This window comes from Neorhizobium sp. S3-V5DH (assembly GCF_004343065.1).
In the GTDB taxonomy this organism is placed as follows: domain Bacteria; phylum Pseudomonadota; class Alphaproteobacteria; order Rhizobiales; family Rhizobiaceae; genus Neorhizobium; species Neorhizobium huautlense.
Genome location: NZ_SMCL01000024.1, coordinates 17539 through 37099 on the forward strand (window position 1 = coordinate 17539; position 19561 = coordinate 37099).

Genomic DNA, 19561 nt, shown 5'->3' on the forward strand with positions numbered 1-19561 from the left:
TTAGGCTTCGCGCGGGTCGAGCGCGTCACGCAGGCCATCGCCCAGCAGGTTGAAGCCGATGACGACGAGGAAGATCGCGGCACCCGGCCACATGGCCATCCAGGGAGCCTGGTTCAGGAAATTCTTGGCAACGTTCAGCATCGAGCCCCACGAAGGAGCCGGTGGCTGCTGACCGAGGCCAAGGAAAGAAAGGCTCGCCTCGGCGATAATCGCCGTAGCGATCGTCAACGTCGCCTGCACGATGATGGGGGCCATGACGTTCGGCAGGATGTAACGAAGCATGATTTCCAGATGGTTCAAACCGACCGCACGGGCGCCTTCAACGTAGTCCTCGGTCTTCACCGCCAGTACCTGCCCGCGCGTCAACCGGACGAAAATCGGCATGGCGGAAAGCCCGATCGCGATCATGGCATTCATCAAGCTCGGGCCGAGGAAGGCGGCCAGCGCGATCGCCATGATCAGGAAGGGCATGGCGAGCAGCGCCTCGGTGACGCGTGAGATCACCATATCCACCCAGCCGCCGAAATATCCCGCGACCAGTCCGAACGGTACGCCGATACAGACCGAAATCGCGACCGAAAAGACGCCCGCCATCAGGGAAGCCTGGGCGCCCCAGATCATGCGGGAGAGGATATCGCGGCCAAGGTCGTCGGTGCCGAGCCAGTACATGGCAGACGGTGCCTTGCGGATCGCCGACCAACTCGTCGCCAGTGGATCGATGATCGGCAGGATCGGGGCGGTCACGGCAAGGGCGGTGAAGAAGAGAATGATCACCGCGCCGACGAGCGCGCTCTTGTTTTTCTTCATCTTCCGCCAGGCGCGGCTGTGTTCACGCTTGGCCACCAGGACGGGCGGGGCTTGATCGATCGTCGTCATAGCGTTGCCCTCAAGCGCGGATTGAGCAGGACATAAAGCACATCGGCAATGAGATTCATCAGGATGAAGCCGACTGCCGTACACAGCACCACGCCCTGCACCACCGCATAGTCCCTGTTGAAGACGGCATCGACGATCAGCTTGCCGAAGCCGGGAATGGTGAAAATCTGTTCGGTCAGAACGGCACCCGCCAGCAGTTCGCCAAAAAGCAGCGCCGACAGCGTGACGACGGGCAGAAGCGCGTTGCGGAAGCTGTGGCTCAGCACCACCTCCCGCGGCGACAGGCCCTTTGCCCGCGCGGTGCGGATATAATCGGCGCTCATCACACCCACCATCGCCGAACGCGTATGCCGCATCAGCGTCGCGGCCAGCGCGCTGCCGAGCACGAAGGCCGGCATGACCATCGTCTGCAGCGACCGCACCGGATCAGCGAAGATCGATTCGTATCCGGAGGCCGGAAGCCAGCCGAGCTGGACTGAAATCAGCAGGATCAGCATGATACCAAGCCAGAAATTCGGGATCGACAAACCCGAGAGCGCGACGATGTTGGCGATGTAGTCGATGGTCGTGTTTTTCTTGACGGCCGCGAGGATTCCGATCGGAATGCCGATCAGGAAGGCGAAAAACATTGCCATGGTCGCAAGCTGGATCGTCACCGGCAGCTTCTGCAGGATGAGTTCGAGAACCGGCTGATTGGTGCGCAGCGAGATGCCGAAATCGCCACTTAGAATGCCCCCGAGCCAATAGAAATATTGCACGATCACGGGATCGTTCAGCCGATATTTCTCGCGCAGGAATTCGATCACGGCCGGATCGCGTTCCTCGCCTGCCATGGTCAGGATCGGGTCGCCGGGAAGAAGCTTCTGCAGCGAAAAGACGAAGATGGAGATGATCAGCAGGGTTGGGATCGCGACGAGGAGACGCTTTCCGATATAGACAGGCATGGTGCCGCCCCTCATGTTTCCAAAGGTGCGTTGAAAAAGTGCCGCGCAGAGCTTCCGCGCGGCACAAGCGGATCAGCTCTTCTTCACGCCCACAAGACGGATCATGCCGTCCGGGCTCGCGACGAAACCGGTGACGCTGTTCTTGTAGGCCCAGATCCATGATTGATGGCCGAGGTAGATGACCGGCAGTTCGTCGTTCAGGATCTTGGCCGCGGCGTCGTATTTCTGCTTGCGGACCGCGTCGTCCGTCGACGCGCGGGCTTCGTTGAGCAGCTTGTCGACTTCGGCATTGCAGTATTTGGTATCGTTGATGCCGCCCTTGCAGGTGATGAACTGGTGGATATTCCCATCGGGATCGACGCGGCCGGACCAGTCGGAACGGCTGAGCTGATAGTTACCGCGGGTCTGTTCATCCAGCAGCATCGCAAATTCCGTCGATTTCAAGCTGACGTCGAAACCGGCCTCCGCCACCATCGACTGGACGATCTGCATCATCTGCGCGGCCACCGGATTGTTCGGGATCTGCATCTCGATCGGTACCCGCTCGAAACCGGCTTCCTTGATCAAAGCCTTGGCCTTCTCCACATCGCGGGCAGGAACCGGCAATGCTTTGTTATACCACGGGCTGTTCGGCGGAAACGGCTGGTTGCCGCCGACGGCGGTGCCCTCATAAACGATCTGGTTCAGCGCATCGCGGTCGATCGCCAGCGAGAAGGCCTGGCGCAGGCGCTTGTCCTTGCCGAACGGGTTGTCGGCGCGCGGGCCGTTGGCGATGTTCGCGTAGAGCGCCATGTAGCCAATGTTGACCACGGAATCGACCTTGAAGCCAGAGGCGCCCTTGACGGCAGCGACATCGGTCGGCGCCAGCCGCTCGATCATGTCGAGGTCGCCCGACTGAAGGTTTGCAAGGCGCACGGTCGTATCCGGGATCGGCAGGTAGGTGACCTTGTCGACGAAAACCTTGTCCTTGTCCCAGTAATCGGCGAATTTTTCGAGGACAATACGGTCCTGCTGGACGCGCTCCACGAACTTGAATGGGCCGGCGCAGACGGGTTTCGAGCCGAAATTCGCGCCAAGCTCCTTGGCTGTCTTCGGGGAGACGATCATACCTGCGCGGTCGGAGAGCTGGGCGAGCAACGTAACGTCGGGCGCCTTCAGCGTAAACTTGACCTCCAGCGGACCAGCGGCTTCGACCTTGGCGACGGAGCTAAGCTCGCTCTTGCGGCGCGATTCCGGCAAGGTCATGTTGCGCTCGATCGTGGCAACAACGGCGGCGGCGTCCATCGCGGTACCGTCATGGAACTTCACCCCATCGCGGAGCTTCATCGTCAGCTCCTTGCCGTCGGCGGACCATTTCCACTCGGTCGCCAGCTGCGGAACGATCTTCAGATCCGGCGATACGTCGACCAGCTTGTCGCACATGGCCGTGTAGACGATGCGGCCGACGAAGGTGCGGGACTGGGCCGGATCGAGGACGTCGGCATCGTCCTGCAGGCCGATGCGCAGTTCGGCGGACAGTGCGGGAAAGGCGAAAAGCGCCCCAGCCAGCAGCGCTGCCGTTAGGTTTGTCAGTCGTTTCATTGCGATTATTCCTCTCTTTTTCTCTGTTCCTGTTTGCAGTCGCCCGGCTTTTCTGCCGGTTTCTCGTTGCTGGCCGTCTCGCGCCGACCTGAAATTCAACTTGCCTCTCCAAGAGGGTGCCCCTCCATCGAGGTCGCCCGGACGAGCCGCTCCTGAAGCATCAGGAGGTGCTGGCGCATCGCTTCGCCTGCGCGGACCGGGTCACGCGCCGCTATCGCGTCGATGATGCCGTCGTGCTGGGCGAAGGAGATATTGACCGCGTTGCCGCTCGAACGGGCGCGTTCGCGGATTGCCTGCCACGCCTCGTCCTGGCGAACCTGGTTGATGACGTCGAAGATCGACAGGAAAAGTCTGTTGCCGGCGCTCTGGGCGATCTGCCGGTGCAAGGCGCCGTCCCACAGTTCGCTTGCGTCGGCATCGTGGCTCTCGGTAATTTTTCGGGCGAGACTGCGCATCCGGTCAATCTCGCCAGGCTTGGCGCGCATTGCGGCAAGCTGGGCAAGCTGCGGCTCGATCCTCAGCCGGACCTCCATGATCTCCATGAAGTCCGTACCGGCGACGATCTCGCCGACATGATCGCTCCACCGGTCGGGCCGCTCGCCGATAAAGGTACCAGAGCCCTGGCGGCGCCAAATCAGCCCCTCCCCCTCCAGCACTTCCAGTGCCCGACGGACCGCGCGGCGGCTGATGCCGAGCATTTCGGCCAGCGCCCGCTCAGTGGGCAGGCGCCCCTCCGAGCCGAATTCTCCGGTGGCAAAATGCTCCCGCAACCGATCGAGCGCGTAACTCGAGGTGTCGTGAGCCACTTCTGATTTTTTTTGGACCATTACCGTACCAATTCACGATTGGTTCAAGAGGACGGCATTTGGCCCGCAACGTCAAGACATTTTTTCGGCAATTTTTGCATTGCACAAACTATAGGCATTACCGCCGGAATCCAGGCTTGGACGCCTCGCAATCAAACCTTTAGAATAAGTGGCTACAAAAGGATTCGTGATCGCTGCTGCATCGCGGCAGCTCCAGAGATTCTAAGACGGAGCACCCATGAACCAATACGACCTCATCGTCGTCGGCAGCGGACCGGCGGGGCGCCGCGCCGCCATTCAGGCCGCCAAACTCGACAAGAAAGTCCTTGTCATCGAACAGGGTCGACGTGTCGGGGGTGTTTCGGTCCACACCGGCACAATTCCTTCAAAGACCCTGCGGGAAACCGCACTTAACCTCTCCGGCTGGCGCGAGCGCGGATTTTATGGGCGCGCCTATCGCGTGAAACAGGAGATCAGCGCGGAAGACCTGCGCCGCCGCCTCCTCATCACCCTCGACCACGAGGTGGAAGTGCTCGAACACCAGTTTGCCCGCAACCGGGTACAGCACATTCGCGGCAAGGCGAGCTTCGCCGCGCCGGATACGTTGGAGGTGCTCAAGGACGACAACGAGACGGTCCACGTGAAGGGCAAAAGCATCCTGCTTGCCGTCGGAACCAGGCCGTTTCGCCCGGACAGCATCCCCTTCGACGGCAAGACGGTCCTCGACAGCGACGAACTTCTGGAAATCGGGGATCTGCCTCGCTCCATGGTCGTCATCGGTGCGGGTGTCATCGGCATCGAATATGCAACAATCTTCAGCGCACTCGATACGGCCGTCACTGTCATCGACCCGAAATCCACCATCCTTGACTTCATCGACAAGGAGATCGTCGAGGATTTCACCTATCAGCTCCGCGACCGCAACATGAAGCTGCTCCTCGGCCAGAAGGTCGACAAGGTTGAACGTCTAGACGACGGCAAGGTGCTGGTGACGGTCGATTCGGGCCGCAAGATCACCACCGACATGGTCCTTTATGCCGCCGGGCGCACCGGGGCTACCGACACGCTGAAGCTGGCTGCCGCCGGCCTCGAAGCCGATAGCCGCGGTCGCCTGAAGGTGAACCCGGAGACCTTCGAGACAGAGGTTCCCGGTATCTACGCGGCCGGCGACGTCGTCGGTTTTCCGAGCCTCGCCTCGACCTCGATGGAACAGGGGCGCGTCGCCGCCCGCGTCGCCGTCGGCGCGATTGCCAAGGAACCGCAGAAATACTTCCCGTACGGCATCTATGCCGTGCCGGAGATTTCCACCTGCGGCCTGACCGAAGAGGAGATGAAGGAACGGGGCATTCCCTATGAATGCGGCATCGCTCGCTTCCGCGAGACCTCGCGCGGCCACATCATGGGACTCGATACCGGCTTATTGAAACTGATCTTCTCGCTGAAGACGCGCCGCCTCCTGGGCGTTCATATCGTTGGCGAAGGTGCGACAGAGCTCGTCCACATCGGCCAGGCCGTGCTCAATCTCAAGGGCACGGTCGAATATTTCGTGGAGAATACGTTCAACTATCCGACGCTGGCGGAAGCCTACAAGATCGCCGGTCTGGACGCCTGGAATCGCATGGGAGAGCTGCCGAAGGAAGCTCCCGTGGCAACCGCCCAGCCGCTCGATACCACCGCGACCACGACCGCGGACACCGCGACACCGGAAAGAAAAAAAGCCGCCTCGAAATGAGACGGCTTTCTGCAGCTGAATATGAAAATGGCCCCTTCCGGGGCCATTTTCGCAAGTGATCAACGCGAATAAAATTCGACGACCAGCTGGGGTTCCATGACCACGGCGTAAGGTACGTCGGAGAGCGTCGGAACGCGAACGAAGGTCGCAACCATCTTGTTATGGTCGGCTTCGATGTAGTCCGGAACGTCGCGCTCAGCGAGCTGAACCGATTCCAGAACCGAAACGAGCTGCTTCGACTTCTGGCGAACTTCGATGACGTCGCCGGCCTTGCAGCGGTAGGAACCGATGTTGACGCGCACGCCGTTCACGGTCACGTGGCCGTGGTTGACGAACTGACGGGCAGCAAAGACCGTCGGAACGAACTTGGCGCGGTAGACGATCGCGTCGAGGCGCGATTCCAGGAGACCGATCAGGTTCTCCGAGGTATCGCCCTTGCGACGGTTGGCTTCGTCGTAGGTGGCGCGGAACTGCTTTTCGCGCAGGTCGCCGTAGTAACCCTTCAGCTTCTGCTTGGCGCGCAGCTGCACGCCGAAGTCGGAAAGTTTGCCCTTGCGGCGCTGGCCGTGCTGGCCCGGGCCGTATTCACGACGGTTGACCGGGGACTTCGGACGACCCCAGATGTTTTCGCCCATGCGGCGGTCGATTTTGTATTTGGATGCAGCGCGCTTGCTCATCGCATTTCCTTCTCAAACGGTTAGTCCGGTCTGTTGCCAAACCGGATCAAGGAAACACGCCCTCCTCTGAGCCCTGATTTAAGAGCTCTGACAGGTTTCTCACGACAGCGATCGGAGAGACCACGGGACATGTCAACAAAAACACCGGGCGTTGAACCCGGCGTTGGCGGGGTCTTTAGGCGTATGTCTTGGAAATGTCAACAGCGTCAGTGTCGTAACCTTTCGGTAAGGCTGTTTCCAAACTCCAATTGAATCCCGGTATATTCGGTCCATCTCATATAGAGAGGAGGTATCGTGTCATGAGCCCGAAGGCCTGGAACAACCCGATCAGACTAGAAGACCCAGAAACCGGCGTTACTCGAACAGTGAAAACGGTGCGTCAGGCAAAGACGGTGCTCGACTGTTTTTGGCCGTCTTATCACGGCAGCCAGTACAGCCGCGCCGAACAGGTCTGCGGTGATGCCCTTGACGGAAGATCGGAACCGACGGAAGCGCGGCAAGCCTTCATTGCCGCCGCCGTGGAAGCGCATTTCCACATCCATTAGCGGATTATTCGGCCGCCACCCTCGCCTCGCCCTCGTCCGGCGCGTCGGCGCTACCGGGAGCGGTCTCCGATTGCAGGTCCGGAAAGGCAACGACGCGCTTTCCGGAAAAATCCGTGTGAGTCACGATCAGGCCCTGCTCCTCGAAATAGCCGAGCAGACGCCGGGCGCGGCGGGCGGAATGGGTGCCATAGGCGCGGGCGATACGGGCATCCGATGGACACGGTTCGCCCGCTATCGCTGCTTTCGCCATCATCAGGAAAACCCCCTGAAGATCATCCGAGACCCCGCCGGATAGCGACAAGGCCGTCCGCCAGGCCTCGCCTGCCGCCGTTTCGGCGTCGACGCCCGAACGCGCAACGGCCACGCGGCGGCGGAATTCGGAGAGCGACAGTGGCGGTCCGGGCAGGCGCCGCATGCGGGCGCGCACCAGAAATTCCTGATAGAGAACCGCGTCCGTCCGATAGCCCGATTGCGGATCGTCGAGAATCTCGGAAAGCACCGCCGCAAGACGCTCCTCGCGCTCTTCGGGCGACAAATCCGGCTGGGCGGCGCGTAGCTCCTGGGGCGCTGGCGAGGCAGCCGGCATCGAACGAGAGAGCTCCGCCAATATGTCCGTCGTCGGGCGCGGCGCCGGCGGCGCCCTTCGAACGACGGGGCGGACGAATTCCTCCGGATCCGGCGTGAAGATCAGATCCTCGACATCCTGCGGCGCATCCGGCAGCGGCATCAGTTTCGGGCTCGAAGACCGGGCAGACGTCTCTACGGTGCCGATGACGATCGGCAGCGGTCGGCGGGACAAGGCCGGACCAAGGGCGACAAAATTACCGCGTTGGAGGTCGCGGAACATTTCCGCCTGGCGCCGATCCATGCCGAGCAAATCGGCGGCGCGCGCCATGTCGATGTCTAGAAAGGTTCGTCCCATCAGGAAGTTCGAGGCTTCCGCGGCAACATTCTTGGCGAGTTTTGCGAGGCGCTGGGTAGCGATGACGCCCGCCAGACCGCGCTTGCGACCGCGGCACATCAGGTTGGTCATCGCACCGAGGGACAGCTTTCGGGCATCTTCGGAGACGTCGCCGCCGACCGAAGGCGCAAACATCTGGGCCTCGTCGACGACGACCAAGACCGGATACCAGTACTCGCGGTCAGCATCGAACATGCCGTTGAGGAAGGCTGCGGCGGCCCGCATCTGCTCTTCCAGATCAAGGCCCTCAAGCGTCAGTACACAAGACACCCGGTGCTGGCGAATGCGGTTGGCAATGCCGGCGAGTTCCGCTTCGGTGCGCTCGCCGTCGACCACCACATGGCCAAACTTATCCGAGAGCGTGACGAAATCACCTTCCGGATCGATCACCACCTGCTGCACCCAGGGGGCGGATTGCTCCAGCAACCGCCGCAGAAGATGCGATTTGCCGGAGCCGGAATTACCCTGCACAAGCAAGCGGGTGGCCAGAAGCTCCTCGATATCGAGCTTGGCCGGAGCGCCGCCGGCCACAATTCCCATATCGATGCCAACCTGCAATGCACTCACCCCGTATGCCGTCTCTGTGCGGTGACCCAGCGGCCCGCGACTCCCCAGCCTTAACAGAGATCGGGATTCGTTTCGCCGGACAAGTGCAAAAATGCACAGGGTTTAAGAGGCGGCCCTCCGATAGAGCGCGAGCGATCCCGCGAGCGCTAAAAGCGCGCCGCCGCAAGCCCGGTCGAGCCAGAGAGCGCCCTTCTTCTTGAGAAGATGCACCGCTTTCGAACCGAGCAGTGCGTAGACAAACATTACGGCGAAATCGATCAACGCGAAGACGACGGCGAGCAAGGCATATTGCGGCACCTGCGGCGCATCGGAGACGATGAATTGCGGCAGGAAGGCCGAAAAGAACAGGTAGCCCTTGGGGTTCGTCACTGCGACGAGAAAGCTCTTGAGGAAAATGGAGGCGGAGGAGCCGGAGCCTGACGCCGCAGCAGCTTCCGTAACGTCAAGAGATCCCTTGGAGCGGAGAAGCATGATGCCCAGAAAAGCCAGATAACACGCACCCAGCCACTTGACCACCGTAAACCAGAATTCGGAGGCTGCAAGCAGCGCGCCCAGGCCCAATGCTACGGCGCCGATCAGAACGAAGTCGGAAAGCATGGCGCCCGCCATGCCCGGCAAAGCCCGGCGCAATCCATAACGGGAGCCGTTGGTCAGCGCCAGAAGCACTGTCGGCCCCGGCGTCGCAATGCCTATGAAGGCGACGATCGCAAAGGCTAGAATGGTCATCTCGCTCATGTCGCTCTCCTACCAGAGATTCCTGCCGTCGATCACGGTGTGAGGCCATTCCTCGGCGTCGAAATCATCGAACAGCCTGGCATTCACGCCAATGCGGCGCGTCTTGCCGTCCCAGGTGCCGTCGAGTTGGAAATCGGGGCTGTCGCTATAGGTTCCGCAGCCGCAGGTGCCGCAAAAATGATGCGCCACCAGCTTCGAGTTCCAGCGATAGATTCTGTCGCTCTCGGAATCGGCCGTGACGCGCACCTGCTTCGGCTCGTAATAGGCATAGAGCGTGCCGCGACGGGAGCAGAAAGTGCAGGTGCAGCGCGTCAGCGCCTGAGGCAATTCTCCGTTGATCTCGAAGACGGTCTCGCCGCAATGGCAACGTCCGGTCAGCATGCGTTATCCTCCCTTAAAATATCCTCACGCCGCGCGCTTGAAGCTGGCCGAAAGCAGACCGGCGCCGATCATCAGTGAGCCGCCGGTGCGATTGACGATACGCTGGACCTTGGGCTTGCGGATCGTGTTCCGGGCCATGGCAGCGAGCAGGCCGTAGAGCGCGGCGTTGAGCGTTGCGAGAACCAGGAAGGTCACCTCGAAGACCGCCATCTGGAAGAAGAGCGGCCGGTTGAGGTCAAGGAACTGCGGCAGGAAAGCGACGAAGAAGACGATGCTCTTCGGGTTCAACGCCGTCACGACATAGGTATGAAGGAAAATCCTGATCGGCTTTGCGGATGCCGCATCCGTCTCATCGACCTCCGCCGCACGTTCGGAAACCGGCGCGCGCCAGAGCTTGATGCCGAGATAGATGAGATAGGCGGCGCCCACCCACTTCAGTACGGTGAAGAGCGTTGCAGAGGTCGCAAGCACGGCGCCGAGACCCAGCATGGAAGCGGTCATGGCGGTGAAATCACCAAGCGCGACACCTGCGACCGTCGCGCTCGCAACTTTGCGGCCGTGGCTCAGCGCATAGGAGATGACAAGCAGGATCGTCGGCCCGGGAATAGCAAGCAGAATGGACGAAGCGGCAACGAAAGCGAGCCAGTGTTCAAGCGACATGCGAAACTCCTCCATGGAACAGGGCGAGCAAGCCACCGATTTTTTCGCTTTGCAAGCGGTGTTTATCGAGTTTCGCGACGCCAATGATAGAGAATGTCCGGCTCCTTTTCCTCATTGGCCGTGCCATCGGTCTGTTCGACCGCCACAAAGCCGCGCGCTTCGTAAAAGCGGCGGGCCGTAGCATTGCGCTGGAAGGTCCAGAGGAAAAGTTGCGGATGGGCTTCTTTGGCGATGTCCAGCAGCCGGGAACCCATCCCCTGCCCCTGCGCACTCGGCAGGATGTAGAGCTGGTCGACCCAGTCCTTGCGGAAGGCGATAACGCCGAGCAAGGCGCTCCCCCTTTCGGCGCCCCAAATGTCGCAGGTCGCGAAAAGATGCCCGCGCCAGTATCCACGATCCTCCTCCAAAGTATGAAGGCCGGCCAGCCAGGGCAGCCGCTCGTCGAAGGAAACACGGTGGAGGCTCGCGGCAGCCGCCATATCGTCATGGTCAAGTTTGCGGAAGACGATTGTCATTTCAGCCCCCAGCCTGGCATCTCCGTAAGAGATGCTCGAGATCTCCGGCGGAAAGCCGCCGGAGATCTGTGTCAGCCCTTTCACAGCCGGATATCCCAAAGGATGAACCGGACATTCCCGCGTTCGTCCTCCAGTTCCGGGAAACCAATATCGCGGCGCATCCGATTGGAAAGATCGGAGATCTGGTTTTCCGTCTGGCGACGGCTCCAGGCTGCCAGAAGCAGTGCACGGGCAGTCTTCCAGACGCCGTGTTCCCGGCACAGATCATGAACCGCAGCCGAAAGGGTATCAGCAACTAAAAATTGTGATTCACGCATGATTTTTCGTCCCGGCGCATGACGCGACCAGGTCCTCTTCGATGAAAGAAGACGTGCGGATGCGGACACGGAAACGCGATAAATCGCTCCGTCAATCAGTCACGTCAGATCAATGGGAAAAATGCCAAAAACGGCGGAGATACAGGCCTATACGGCCTGATGGCACATGCCGGCCGGCGTCGATGTATAATACACCGAGGCCACGATAGCCGTTCCGCCAGAAAGGCGCATAAACATGGTAATGGATGTCATCTCACGCCTCCTGTGTTCGCTTTGCGGAATGAATAGATCATACACGAGATCGGCCGGCAATCAAGCACACAATCGCGAATTGCAATCATAAGGAAAAATTCGTGACAAAAAAGCCACATTGCTCGATGGCGCTCAGGCCTTCAGGCCAAATCCCTGCATCAGCCGCCTGGTGGCGAAATCGGGATTGCCTGACGTGAAGACCGCGAAATCATAGCTGTCGGGATGTTCGGCGCCATCGACCAGGGGCACTTTCCGGCGAGCCTGTCTTGCAATCGCTTCAGCGGGATCGAGCCAATCGACCGGCCAGGGCGCCAGCCGCCGGAAGACATTGGCCATGAAAGGGTAATGGGTACAGGCGAGAACGACGATATCGGTCTTGCTGTTGTCCTTCTCGACGAAGCATGGAGCGATCTCCGCCATAACCGCCTCGTCGGAAATGTTCTCGCCCCTGATATAGGCTTCCGCCATGCGCGCCAGATTCTGGGAACCTACCAGACGCACATGGCATTGCGTGGCAAACGACTGGATGAGATCGCGGGTATAGGCGCGCTTGACCGTGCCGGGGGTCGCGAGAACCGAGACCAGACCGGAGCGCGTGCGTTCCGCCGCAGGCTTGATCGCCGGCACGGTGCCGACAAAGGTCATCTTCGGAAAGGTCGAGCGGAGATCCGCACCAACCAGGGTAAAGGCGGTGTTGCAGGAGATCACGCAAACTTCAGGATCGTATTCCTTAAGAAGCTTGGCAAAGAGCGCGATAACCCGCTCCTTCAGCGCAGCCTCCCCCCAATCGCCGTAGGGAAACCCGGCATCATCGGCCACATAGATAAAGCCGCGCTCCGGCATCAGCACGCGCGCCTCGCGCAGCACCGTCAGTCCACCAATGCCCGAATCGAACATCAGCACAGGCTTCAACTCATTCGTCTGCGTCATTCCCTGCCGCCTCCCCCAGGGCCGCTCCCGGCTCGCCTGCCCGATTTTGTTTCGACCATCGGCGCGGAAAACGGTCGAGCGAGTTGATGACGCCCCGGAACACACTGATCTCCTGTTCCGTAAACCCCCGCCGCGAGATGACGGCGCGCAGATTGTCGATCATTTTGGGCTTTTTCGCGGGCGGATGAAAATATCCGCGGGCATCGAGGGCCTCCTCCAGATGCTCGAACAGACCGAAGACCTGTTCCTTGGTTGAAGGCCGCTGCTCGACCGGTTGAAAGATCGTCTCGCTCAGATCGTTCAGCCCGGATTTCATCCATTCATACGACATTAGCAGCACCGCCTGGGCGATATTAAGAGAGGCAAAAGCCGGATTGACGGGAAAGGTGACAATCTCATCGGCCAACGCGACTTCCTCATTGGTCAAGCCCCAGCGCTCGCGGCCGAAGAGGATGCCGGTCTTTTCCCCTGCCCTGAACCTGGTGCGCAATGTCTCAGCCGCCACGACAGGAGAACGTACGGGCTTGAAACCGTATCGCTCCCGGGCCGTCGTGGCATAGACGAAATTGAGATCCTTGATCGCCTCCTCCAGAGTCTCGTAAACCTTGGTTCCGTCGATCACGTGATCGGCCTTGGCGGCTGCGGAGCGTGCCTTGTCGCTCGGCCAGCCGTCGCGCGGATTAACGATGCGCAGTTCCGCGAGGCCAAAATTCGCCATGGCGCGGGCAACCATGCCGATGTTCTCGCCGAGTTGGGGTTCCACCAGCACGATTGCCGGTCCTTCGGCAATCAGTTTGCGCTCGCTATTGGTACCTGACATGATGCCCTTCCGATGATCGTTGGCGGGAAATAACCAGCTGAAATGCAATCGGCAAGGGCGTTATGGCTGCGCCTGCGGCATCGAGCAGCGACCACCGGTGCAGGACACGCAGCTTCACAGCAGGCTCTGAAACAAATCAGTTGCGTCCGGTTCTTCGGTTGCGAGACTATTCGCCCTTGGCGATCGACTGCATTTCCTCGACGACGGAATCCTTTTCGCCGTCCGCCACCCGGTGGATGTCATCGATGACCGACCTACCATCCTCGCCGATTACGTCGAAGTGGACTTCGCTGATGCTGTCCTTGATCTGGGCGTCATCGACACAGGTCCATTGCTTGAACGTCACCGTCACATCGGTAACGCCGTTGGCGCCCGGCGCCGCCGTCATGTTGATATCCTGTAGCGGACAGCCATCCTGCGAGGCGGTCACAACGTCATAACCAAAAGGGTCGCCCGGCTGGTTGTTTTCCGTCTCGTAGGCCGGATGCTTCGCCGCCTCCGCATAAGCTGTCTGGAACTTCTTGCTGAATAGGCGCTTCAGCGAATCTGCGTCGAAAATATACTTCCACTCGCTGTCGACCGTATTCCAATTGTCCTCCGTGACTTTCATGACCTCCTTGACCGGATCGGTGGCGTCAGCCGCCATGGCCAAAATGGAGGTCAGCGAAAAAGCGATAGCGAGCGGCAAGATCCGCATGGGAGGAATCCGGTTGTTCGAGTGGGATTTTTCCGGACATTAAACGCGGTTTGTGGTTTGGCAAGAACAATCCTGCACCAGCCGGAGTGCGGGACGATTTCTGGCGCGAAAAGCCACATGACACTGGCTGAATGCCTTTGCGTTCCAGTCGGGCGGTGCTATAGCGCACACCACTGGTGTCCACCTTTGGGGATGAAATATCCCTCCTACGTCCGAGAGGAATTCCATGCAAAAGATCAAGGTAGCAAACCCGGTCGTCGATCTCGACGGCGACGAGATGACCCGCATCATCTGGCAGCTCATCAAGGACAAGCTGATCCTTCCCTATCTCGATCTCGACATCGAATATTATGACCTCTCGGTCGAAAACCGCGACGCGACGAATGACCAGGTCACCGTTGACGCCGCAAACGCCATCAAGAAGCACGGCGTCGGCATCAAGTGCGCCACCATCACGCCGGACGAAGCGCGCGTGAAGGAATTCGGCCTCAAGCAGATGTGGAAGAGCCCGAACGGCACGATCCGCAACATTCTGGGCGGCGTCATCTTCCGTGAGCCGATCATCTGCAAGAACGTCCCGCGCCTCGTTCCCGGCTGGACCCAGCCGATCGTCGTCGGGCGCCACGCCTTCGGCGACCAGTACCGCGCCACCGACTTCAAGTTCCCCGGCAAGGGCAAACTGACGATCAAGTTCGTCGGCGAAGACGGGCAGGTCATCGAAAAGGAAGTTTTCGATGCACCGGGCGCCGGCGTGGCGATGGCCATGTACAATCTGGACGAGTCGATCCGGGAATTCGCCCGCGCGTCGATGATGTACGGCCTGATGCGCAAGTGGCCGGTCTACCTGTCGACCAAGAACACCATTCTCAAGGCGTATGACGGTCGCTTCAAGGATATATTCGAAGAAGTCTACCAGAACGAATTCAAGGCGCAGTTCGACGAAATCGGCATCACCTATGAGCACCGCCTGATCGACGACATGGTTGCGTCCGCTCTGAAATGGTCTGGCGGCTATGTCTGGGCCTGCAAGAACTATGACGGCGACGTCCAGTCCGACACGGTTGCCCAGGGCTTCGGCTCGCTTGGCCTGATGACCTCGGTGCTGCTCACTCCGGATGGCAAGACGGTGGAAGCCGAAGCCGCGCACGGCACGGTCACCCGCCATTACCGCCAGCATCAGAAGGGCCAGGAAACCTCGACGAACTCGATCGCATCGATCTTCGCCTGGACCCGCGGCCTCGCGCACCGCGCCAAGCTGGACGACAATGCCGAACTCGCCAAATTCGCCTCGACGCTCGAGAAGGTCTGCGTCGATACCGTCGAATCCGGCTTCATGACCAAGGACCTCGCGCTGCTGATCGGTCCGGATCAGCCGTGGCTCTCCACCACCGCCTTCCTCGACAAGATCGACGAGAATCTCAAGAAGGCCATGGCTGCGTAAGTCGGCGAGATCGGCTAGAAATCAGACGGCAGGACGCAAGTTCTGCCGTTTTTTTTGGGGAGCCAGCCATGACAACCACCGTCCGTCCGCTCGAACCTTCCGACCGGGTCCAATGGGAGCCGCTCTGGGAAGCCTACCTCCGTTTCTATGAAACCGTGCTGTCGAAGGACCAGTACGAGCTCACTTGGACTCGCCTTCTCGACCCGGGCGAGCCAATGCATGGCTTCGGCGCCTTCGACGAAACCGGCAAGATGGTCGGCATCGCACATGCGATCCTCCACCGGTCCTGCTGGCTTCCGGACTGGACCTGTTATCTTCAGGATCTCTACGTCGCGATGAGCGGGCGCGGCCGGGGCACCGGCGAAGCGCTGATCGAGGCCGTGGCCGAGCTGGCACGGCAGAAAAAGGCCGGACGTCTTTATTGGCTGACCCACGAGAGCAATGCGACCGCCCGGCGGCTCTATGATCGGATAGCCCAGGCTTCCGGCTTCATCCAGTACCGCAAACCGCTGTGACTTGATTCCGCAAAACAGTCGCCGTAGCACTGGCGGAAACCAAGAGGAGGACGTCATGACGGAAGAACTGGTACTCTATACCAACCCGATGTCTCGGGGGCGCATTGCCCGCTGGATGCTGGAAGAAGTGGGCGTACCCTATCGGGCCGAAATCCTTCACTTCGGCACGACGATGAAGGGGGAGGCCTACAAGGCGGTCAATCCCATGGGCAAGGTGCCGGCGGTCGTGCACGGAAAAACCGTCGTGACGGAATGCGCCGCGATTTGCGCTTATCTTGCCGATGCCTTCCCACAGGCAGGCTTGGCGCCCTCGCCGGCCGCCCGCGGCGATTATTACCGCTGGATGTTCTTCGCAGCCGGCCCGCTGGAAGCCGCCGTCAGCAATAGGGTGCTTGGCTTTGAAGTGCCGCCGGGCCGAGAGCGAATGGTCGGCTACGGCAGCTTCCGGGATGTGATGGACACGCTCGAAACGGCTGTCGGCGCCCATACCTATATCGCCGGCGAGACCTTTACGGCTGCCGATGTCTATGTCGGCGCGCAGATCGGTTGGGGGCTGCAGTTCGGTTCGATTGAAAAACGACCGGCGTTCGAGCAATATTTTGAAAGACTTGCGACGCGGCAGGCCTATCAGCGCGCATCGGAAAAGGACAATGCCGCGGCCGCTGAACTGCAGCAGGCCGGTTAGTGCTGGATCCGGCCGGATGGCGGGGTAGCCGCTCAGGCTCCGTCGTCGTCGGCATCCAACGCCAGAGATGTCGCGAGATAGCCGAGCCCGAAAACGGAGCCGAACCCGTAGATCACCAGCCACATCTCAAGCGCAGCAAGAGTCGTGGGGCCAGTTACAAACCACTGGAGAAGGATCGCCAATGCCGTGGCAGCGCCCAGGGCAAAACCGATCGACACGCGAATAATGATATAGCTGATCAGCAGCGGCATCTTCTGGCCTCCTGCATGCCCTGGCGCAATAACTGGATTGCAAGGCAAGAAGTTCCGTCGCTTGCCGTCAGACCGTCCTACACCTTTTGGGCGACGCGATTACGGAGGCGTGGCAAGGATCAAGCGGGGAGTGCCCTTCGGGAGCAAGGGAGTGGCGCCGATGTCGGTTCTGGTGTCGCGGCGGGCGCCGTCCAGAGTTATAGCGAGGAGATAATGCTGACCGGGATGCCGAGCCGAAGGGAATTGGCGACGGTACAGACCTGCCACGCCCTGTCGATGACAAGGCGAACGTCCGATCCATCCCTGGTTTCGCAACGGACGGCGACCTCGGCACCTGTTGCCAACAGTGGCGAGCCATCCAGGGCGACGGTTACCGTCACTTCGATCTCACCCAGTTCGACATCCATTTCGTGTGCCGCATACCGGAGGTCGTTGCAGTAACAGCCGCCGATCGCCAGGCCGAGAAGCTGGGCGCCATTAAAGCCCAGCCCCTTGCCACCAGCCTTTCCATCGGGCCGATCGACGACCACCGTATGCCCGCCTGCCCATCCCAATGCTGCTTCCGTCCCGGCTACATTGCGCAATTCAACGGTAGAGGTCGCCATCCTGTCCTCCCAAGGGGCGGTGACCAGCGGCCGGGCGCATCAACAGTTGCACCGCTCCTCCACACTGAGCCGCCTCCGCACAGCATGTAGGTACCGGGGCCGGTTATCAAGAAAGATCGTCAGGAAGGTTGGGGCATCTCGTATGGCTGCAACCCATGGAGCGGGATCGGGAACATTTTTCCATGGTGCGCGTAAGTAACTTCATTAGGAGTTGCGACCATGGCCAATCGGTTCGGAATGCCTCGTTATGAAATCATCGGCTCCCTCATCCTGGCGACGATCGTGGGATTCGGTGCCCTGCTGAAGATCAGCAGCCAGGATAGCGAGACGGCGCAAAATCAACCCCGGCAACAGCTGGAAGTCAGCCCGGCGCTAAGGCCGAACGGCAGTCGCGGTTAACTGGCCCGCAAGCCCCCGCGCCGCACGTCTTGCATATTGCTCACCTCAGCTTCTCAGGCCCGGCGCCTCGTAACCGGTCCGTTCGACATACTCCGTATATCCGCCGTCATAACGGTGGATGCCCTCGGGCGTGAGTTCGAGAACACGGTTTGAAAGCTCGGCGAGGAAATGCCGGTCGTGGGAAACGAAAAGCATCGTGCCTTCGTAATCCGAAAGCGCCTTGATCAGCATTTCCTTGGTATCGAGGTCGAGATGGTTGGTCGGCTCGTCGAGGACCAGGAAGTTCGGCGGATCGAAAAGCATGGCCGCCATCACCAGCCGCGCCTTTTCACCGCCCGAAAGCACCCGGCACTTCTTTTCCACGTCGTCGCCGGAAAACCCGAAGCAACCGGCGAGCGTCCGCAGCGCCCCCTGCCCGGCCCGCGGAAATTCCGCCTCCAGCCATTCGAAGACCGTCAGGTCTCCGTCGAGCACATCCATCGCATGCTGGGCGAAATAACCCATCTTGACGCTGGCGCCGACGGTGACGTTGCCCTCGTCAGGCTCCGCCGAACCGGCCACAAGCTTCAGAAGGGTCGACTTGCCTGCGCCGTTGATGCCCATGATGCACCAGCGTTCCTTGCGGCGCACCATGAAATCCAGCCCCTCGTAGATCGACCGGCTGCCGTATCTCTTATGCACGTTCTTGAGATTGACCACATCCTCGCCGGAACGTGGCGCCGGTTGGAATTCGAACGCCACCGCCTGGCGGCGCTTTGGCGGCTCGACCCGCTCGATCTTGTCGAGCTTCTTGACCCGGCTCTGCACCTGTGCCGCGTGCGAGGCGCGCGCTTTGAAGCGCTCGATGAATTTGATTTCCTTGGCCAGCATGGCCTGCTGGCGTTCGAACTGGGCCTGCTGCTGCTTTTCGTTTTGCGCCCGCTGCTGCTCATAAAAGGCATAGTCGCCGGAATAGGTGGTCAGCGATCCGGCATCGATCTCGATGATCTTGGTAACGATGCGGTTCATAAACTCCCTGTCGTGCGAGGTCATCAGCAACGCGCCATCATAGCCCTTGAGGAAGGATTCGAGCCAGATCAGGCTCTCGAGATCAAGATGGTTGCTCGGTTCGTCGAGCAGCATGACATCCGGGCGCATCAGCAGGATGCGGGCAAGCGCCACGCGCATCTTCCAACCCCCCGAAAGCTTGCCGACATCGCCGTCCATCATCTCCTGCGTAAAGCTCAAGCCGGCCAGCACCTCGCGGGCGCGCCCCTCGAGCCCGTAACCATCGAGTTCCTCGTAGCGCGCCTGAACCTCGCCATAACGCTCGATAATCTGATCCATCTCGTCCATCCGGTCCGGATCGACCATCGCCGTTTCGAGTTCGCGCAGCTCGGCAGCGACCTCGCTCACAGGCCCTGCCCCGTCCATCACCTCGGTCACAGCGCTGCGTCCGGACATTTCGCCGACATCCTGGCTGAAATAGCCGATGGTGACGTGTTTTTCGACCGTGACCTGCCCCTCGTCCGGGATCTCCTGGCCGGTGATCATCCGGAAGAGCGTGGTCTTGCCGGCGCCGTTCGGGCCGACGAGTCCGATCTTTTCGCCGCGGTTCAACGCCGCCGACGCTTCGATAAAGAGAATGCGGTGACTATTCGACTTGCTGATGTTTTCGATGCGGATCATG

General features: G+C 60.4%; 23 protein-coding genes. 6 read left to right on the top strand and 17 right to left on the bottom strand.

The features are described 5' to 3' along the window. The 4 genes from EDE09_RS23750 to EDE09_RS23765 form a co-directional block, all read right to left on the bottom strand. Positions 1–876: an ABC transporter permease gene (locus tag EDE09_RS23750; RefSeq protein WP_112800283.1), complete on the bottom strand. Its 876-nt coding sequence runs from the start codon at positions 874–876 to the stop codon at positions 1–3. Continuing rightward, positions 873–1820 (bottom strand): ABC transporter permease, encoded by a 948-nt coding sequence (locus EDE09_RS23755; protein ID WP_112800281.1) that lies wholly within the window; start codon positions 1818–1820, stop codon positions 873–875. Before EDE09_RS23755 ends, EDE09_RS23750 begins: the two co-directional genes overlap by 4 nt. A gap of 72 nt (positions 1821–1892) precedes the next feature. Then, positions 1893–3401, bottom strand: a complete 1509-nt coding sequence (locus EDE09_RS23760) for an ABC transporter substrate-binding protein (RefSeq protein WP_132413062.1) — start codon at positions 3399–3401, stop codon at positions 1893–1895. Positions 3402–3496: 95 nt separating this feature from the next. After that, the gene (locus tag EDE09_RS23765) at positions 3497–4228 is read right to left on the bottom strand and encodes a FadR/GntR family transcriptional regulator (protein WP_112800277.1); all 732 of its coding nucleotides are present in this window, start codon (positions 4226–4228) and stop codon (positions 3497–3499) included. Positions 4229–4445: 217 nt separating this feature from the next. Between EDE09_RS23765 and sthA the strand changes: the two genes are divergently transcribed. Continuing rightward, complete coding sequence (gene sthA / locus EDE09_RS23770) at positions 4446–5939, top strand: Si-specific NAD(P)(+) transhydrogenase (protein ID WP_105372467.1); 1494 nt, start codon at positions 4446–4448, stop codon at positions 5937–5939. A 59-nt stretch (positions 5940–5998) separates the two neighbouring features. Here sthA and rpsD read toward each other — a convergent pair whose 3' ends face one another. After that, positions 5999–6616 (bottom strand): 30S ribosomal protein S4, encoded by a 618-nt coding sequence (gene rpsD, locus EDE09_RS23775; protein ID WP_105372466.1) that lies wholly within the window; start codon positions 6614–6616, stop codon positions 5999–6001. Positions 6617–6915: 299 nt separating this feature from the next. Between rpsD and EDE09_RS23780 the strand changes: the two genes are divergently transcribed. Next, complete coding sequence (locus tag EDE09_RS23780) at positions 6916–7161, top strand: DUF982 domain-containing protein (protein ID WP_105372465.1); 246 nt, start codon at positions 6916–6918, stop codon at positions 7159–7161. Positions 7162–7165: 4 nt separating this feature from the next. Here EDE09_RS23780 and EDE09_RS23785 read toward each other — a convergent pair whose 3' ends face one another. The 9 genes from EDE09_RS23785 to EDE09_RS23825 all read right to left on the bottom strand — a co-directional run bounded on the left by EDE09_RS23785 (position 7166) and on the right by EDE09_RS23825 (position 13996). Further along, the gene (locus EDE09_RS23785; RefSeq protein WP_112800275.1) at positions 7166–8680 is read right to left on the bottom strand and encodes an ATP-binding protein; all 1515 of its coding nucleotides are present in this window, start codon (positions 8678–8680) and stop codon (positions 7166–7168) included. A gap of 111 nt (positions 8681–8791) precedes the next feature. Next, a complete protein-coding gene (locus EDE09_RS23790) occupies positions 8792–9424 on the bottom strand; it encodes a LysE family translocator (RefSeq protein WP_112800273.1) in 633 nt (210 codons plus the stop codon). A 9-nt stretch (positions 9425–9433) separates the two neighbouring features. Continuing rightward, positions 9434–9805 (bottom strand): GFA family protein, encoded by a 372-nt coding sequence (locus EDE09_RS23795; protein WP_105372462.1) that lies wholly within the window; start codon positions 9803–9805, stop codon positions 9434–9436. Between the two features lie 24 nt (positions 9806–9829). Then, complete coding sequence (locus EDE09_RS23800; protein WP_112800271.1) at positions 9830–10465, bottom strand: LysE family translocator; 636 nt, start codon at positions 10463–10465, stop codon at positions 9830–9832. 62 nt (positions 10466–10527) lie between these two features. Beyond that, on the bottom strand, positions 10528–10980 hold the full coding sequence (locus tag EDE09_RS23805; protein WP_112800359.1) for a GNAT family N-acetyltransferase: 453 nt from the start codon (positions 10978–10980) through the stop codon (positions 10528–10530). A gap of 80 nt (positions 10981–11060) precedes the next feature. Further along, positions 11061–11297 carry a DUF1127 domain-containing protein gene (locus EDE09_RS23810; protein ID WP_112800269.1) on the bottom strand — a complete coding sequence of 79 codons (237 nt, stop codon included), beginning with the start codon at positions 11295–11297 and terminating at the stop codon, positions 11061–11063. Positions 11298–11681: 384 nt separating this feature from the next. Continuing rightward, positions 11682–12479 carry a glutamate racemase gene (murI, locus tag EDE09_RS23815; RefSeq protein ID WP_112800267.1) on the bottom strand — a complete coding sequence of 266 codons (798 nt, stop codon included), beginning with the start codon at positions 12477–12479 and terminating at the stop codon, positions 11682–11684. Next, positions 12463–13299, bottom strand: a complete 837-nt coding sequence (locus tag EDE09_RS23820) for an RNA methyltransferase (protein WP_112800265.1) — start codon at positions 13297–13299, stop codon at positions 12463–12465. Before EDE09_RS23820 ends, murI begins: the two co-directional genes overlap by 17 nt. Before the next feature lie 166 nt (positions 13300–13465). Then, positions 13466–13996: a hypothetical protein gene (locus EDE09_RS23825; RefSeq protein ID WP_112800263.1), complete on the bottom strand. Its 531-nt coding sequence runs from the start codon at positions 13994–13996 to the stop codon at positions 13466–13468. Between the two features lie 226 nt (positions 13997–14222). On the opposite strand from EDE09_RS23825, the gene EDE09_RS23830 reads away from it, so the two are divergent. The 3 genes from EDE09_RS23830 to EDE09_RS23840 all read left to right on the top strand — a co-directional run bounded on the left by EDE09_RS23830 (position 14223) and on the right by EDE09_RS23840 (position 16637). Beyond that, on the top strand, positions 14223–15437 hold the full coding sequence (locus EDE09_RS23830; RefSeq protein WP_112800260.1) for an NADP-dependent isocitrate dehydrogenase: 1215 nt from the start codon (positions 14223–14225) through the stop codon (positions 15435–15437). 68 nt (positions 15438–15505) lie between these two features. Further along, positions 15506–15952: a GNAT family N-acetyltransferase gene (locus EDE09_RS23835; RefSeq protein WP_105372455.1), complete on the top strand. Its 447-nt coding sequence runs from the start codon at positions 15506–15508 to the stop codon at positions 15950–15952. A 55-nt stretch (positions 15953–16007) separates the two neighbouring features. Next, complete coding sequence (locus tag EDE09_RS23840) at positions 16008–16637, top strand: glutathione S-transferase family protein (protein ID WP_112800258.1); 630 nt, start codon at positions 16008–16010, stop codon at positions 16635–16637. Between the two features lie 32 nt (positions 16638–16669). Here the strand turns inward: EDE09_RS23840 and EDE09_RS23845 are convergent, their stop codons facing one another. Both EDE09_RS23845 and EDE09_RS23850 read right to left on the bottom strand, forming a co-directional pair. After that, the gene (locus tag EDE09_RS23845) at positions 16670–16888 is read right to left on the bottom strand and encodes a hypothetical protein (protein ID WP_105372453.1); all 219 of its coding nucleotides are present in this window, start codon (positions 16886–16888) and stop codon (positions 16670–16672) included. Positions 16889–17085: 197 nt separating this feature from the next. Next, positions 17086–17493 carry an OsmC family protein gene (locus EDE09_RS23850; protein ID WP_112800256.1) on the bottom strand — a complete coding sequence of 136 codons (408 nt, stop codon included), beginning with the start codon at positions 17491–17493 and terminating at the stop codon, positions 17086–17088. A gap of 219 nt (positions 17494–17712) precedes the next feature. Here EDE09_RS23850 and EDE09_RS23855 point away from each other — a divergent pair, with 219 nt between their 5' ends. After that, positions 17713–17892, top strand: coding sequence for a hypothetical protein (locus tag EDE09_RS23855; protein WP_105372451.1), 180 nt, complete (start codon positions 17713–17715; stop codon positions 17890–17892). A 45-nt stretch (positions 17893–17937) separates the two neighbouring features. Here EDE09_RS23855 and EDE09_RS23860 read toward each other — a convergent pair whose 3' ends face one another. Beyond that, positions 17938–19560: an ABC-F family ATP-binding cassette domain-containing protein gene (locus tag EDE09_RS23860; RefSeq protein ID WP_112800254.1), complete on the bottom strand. Its 1623-nt coding sequence runs from the start codon at positions 19558–19560 to the stop codon at positions 17938–17940. Position 19561: the final 1 nt, after the last annotated feature.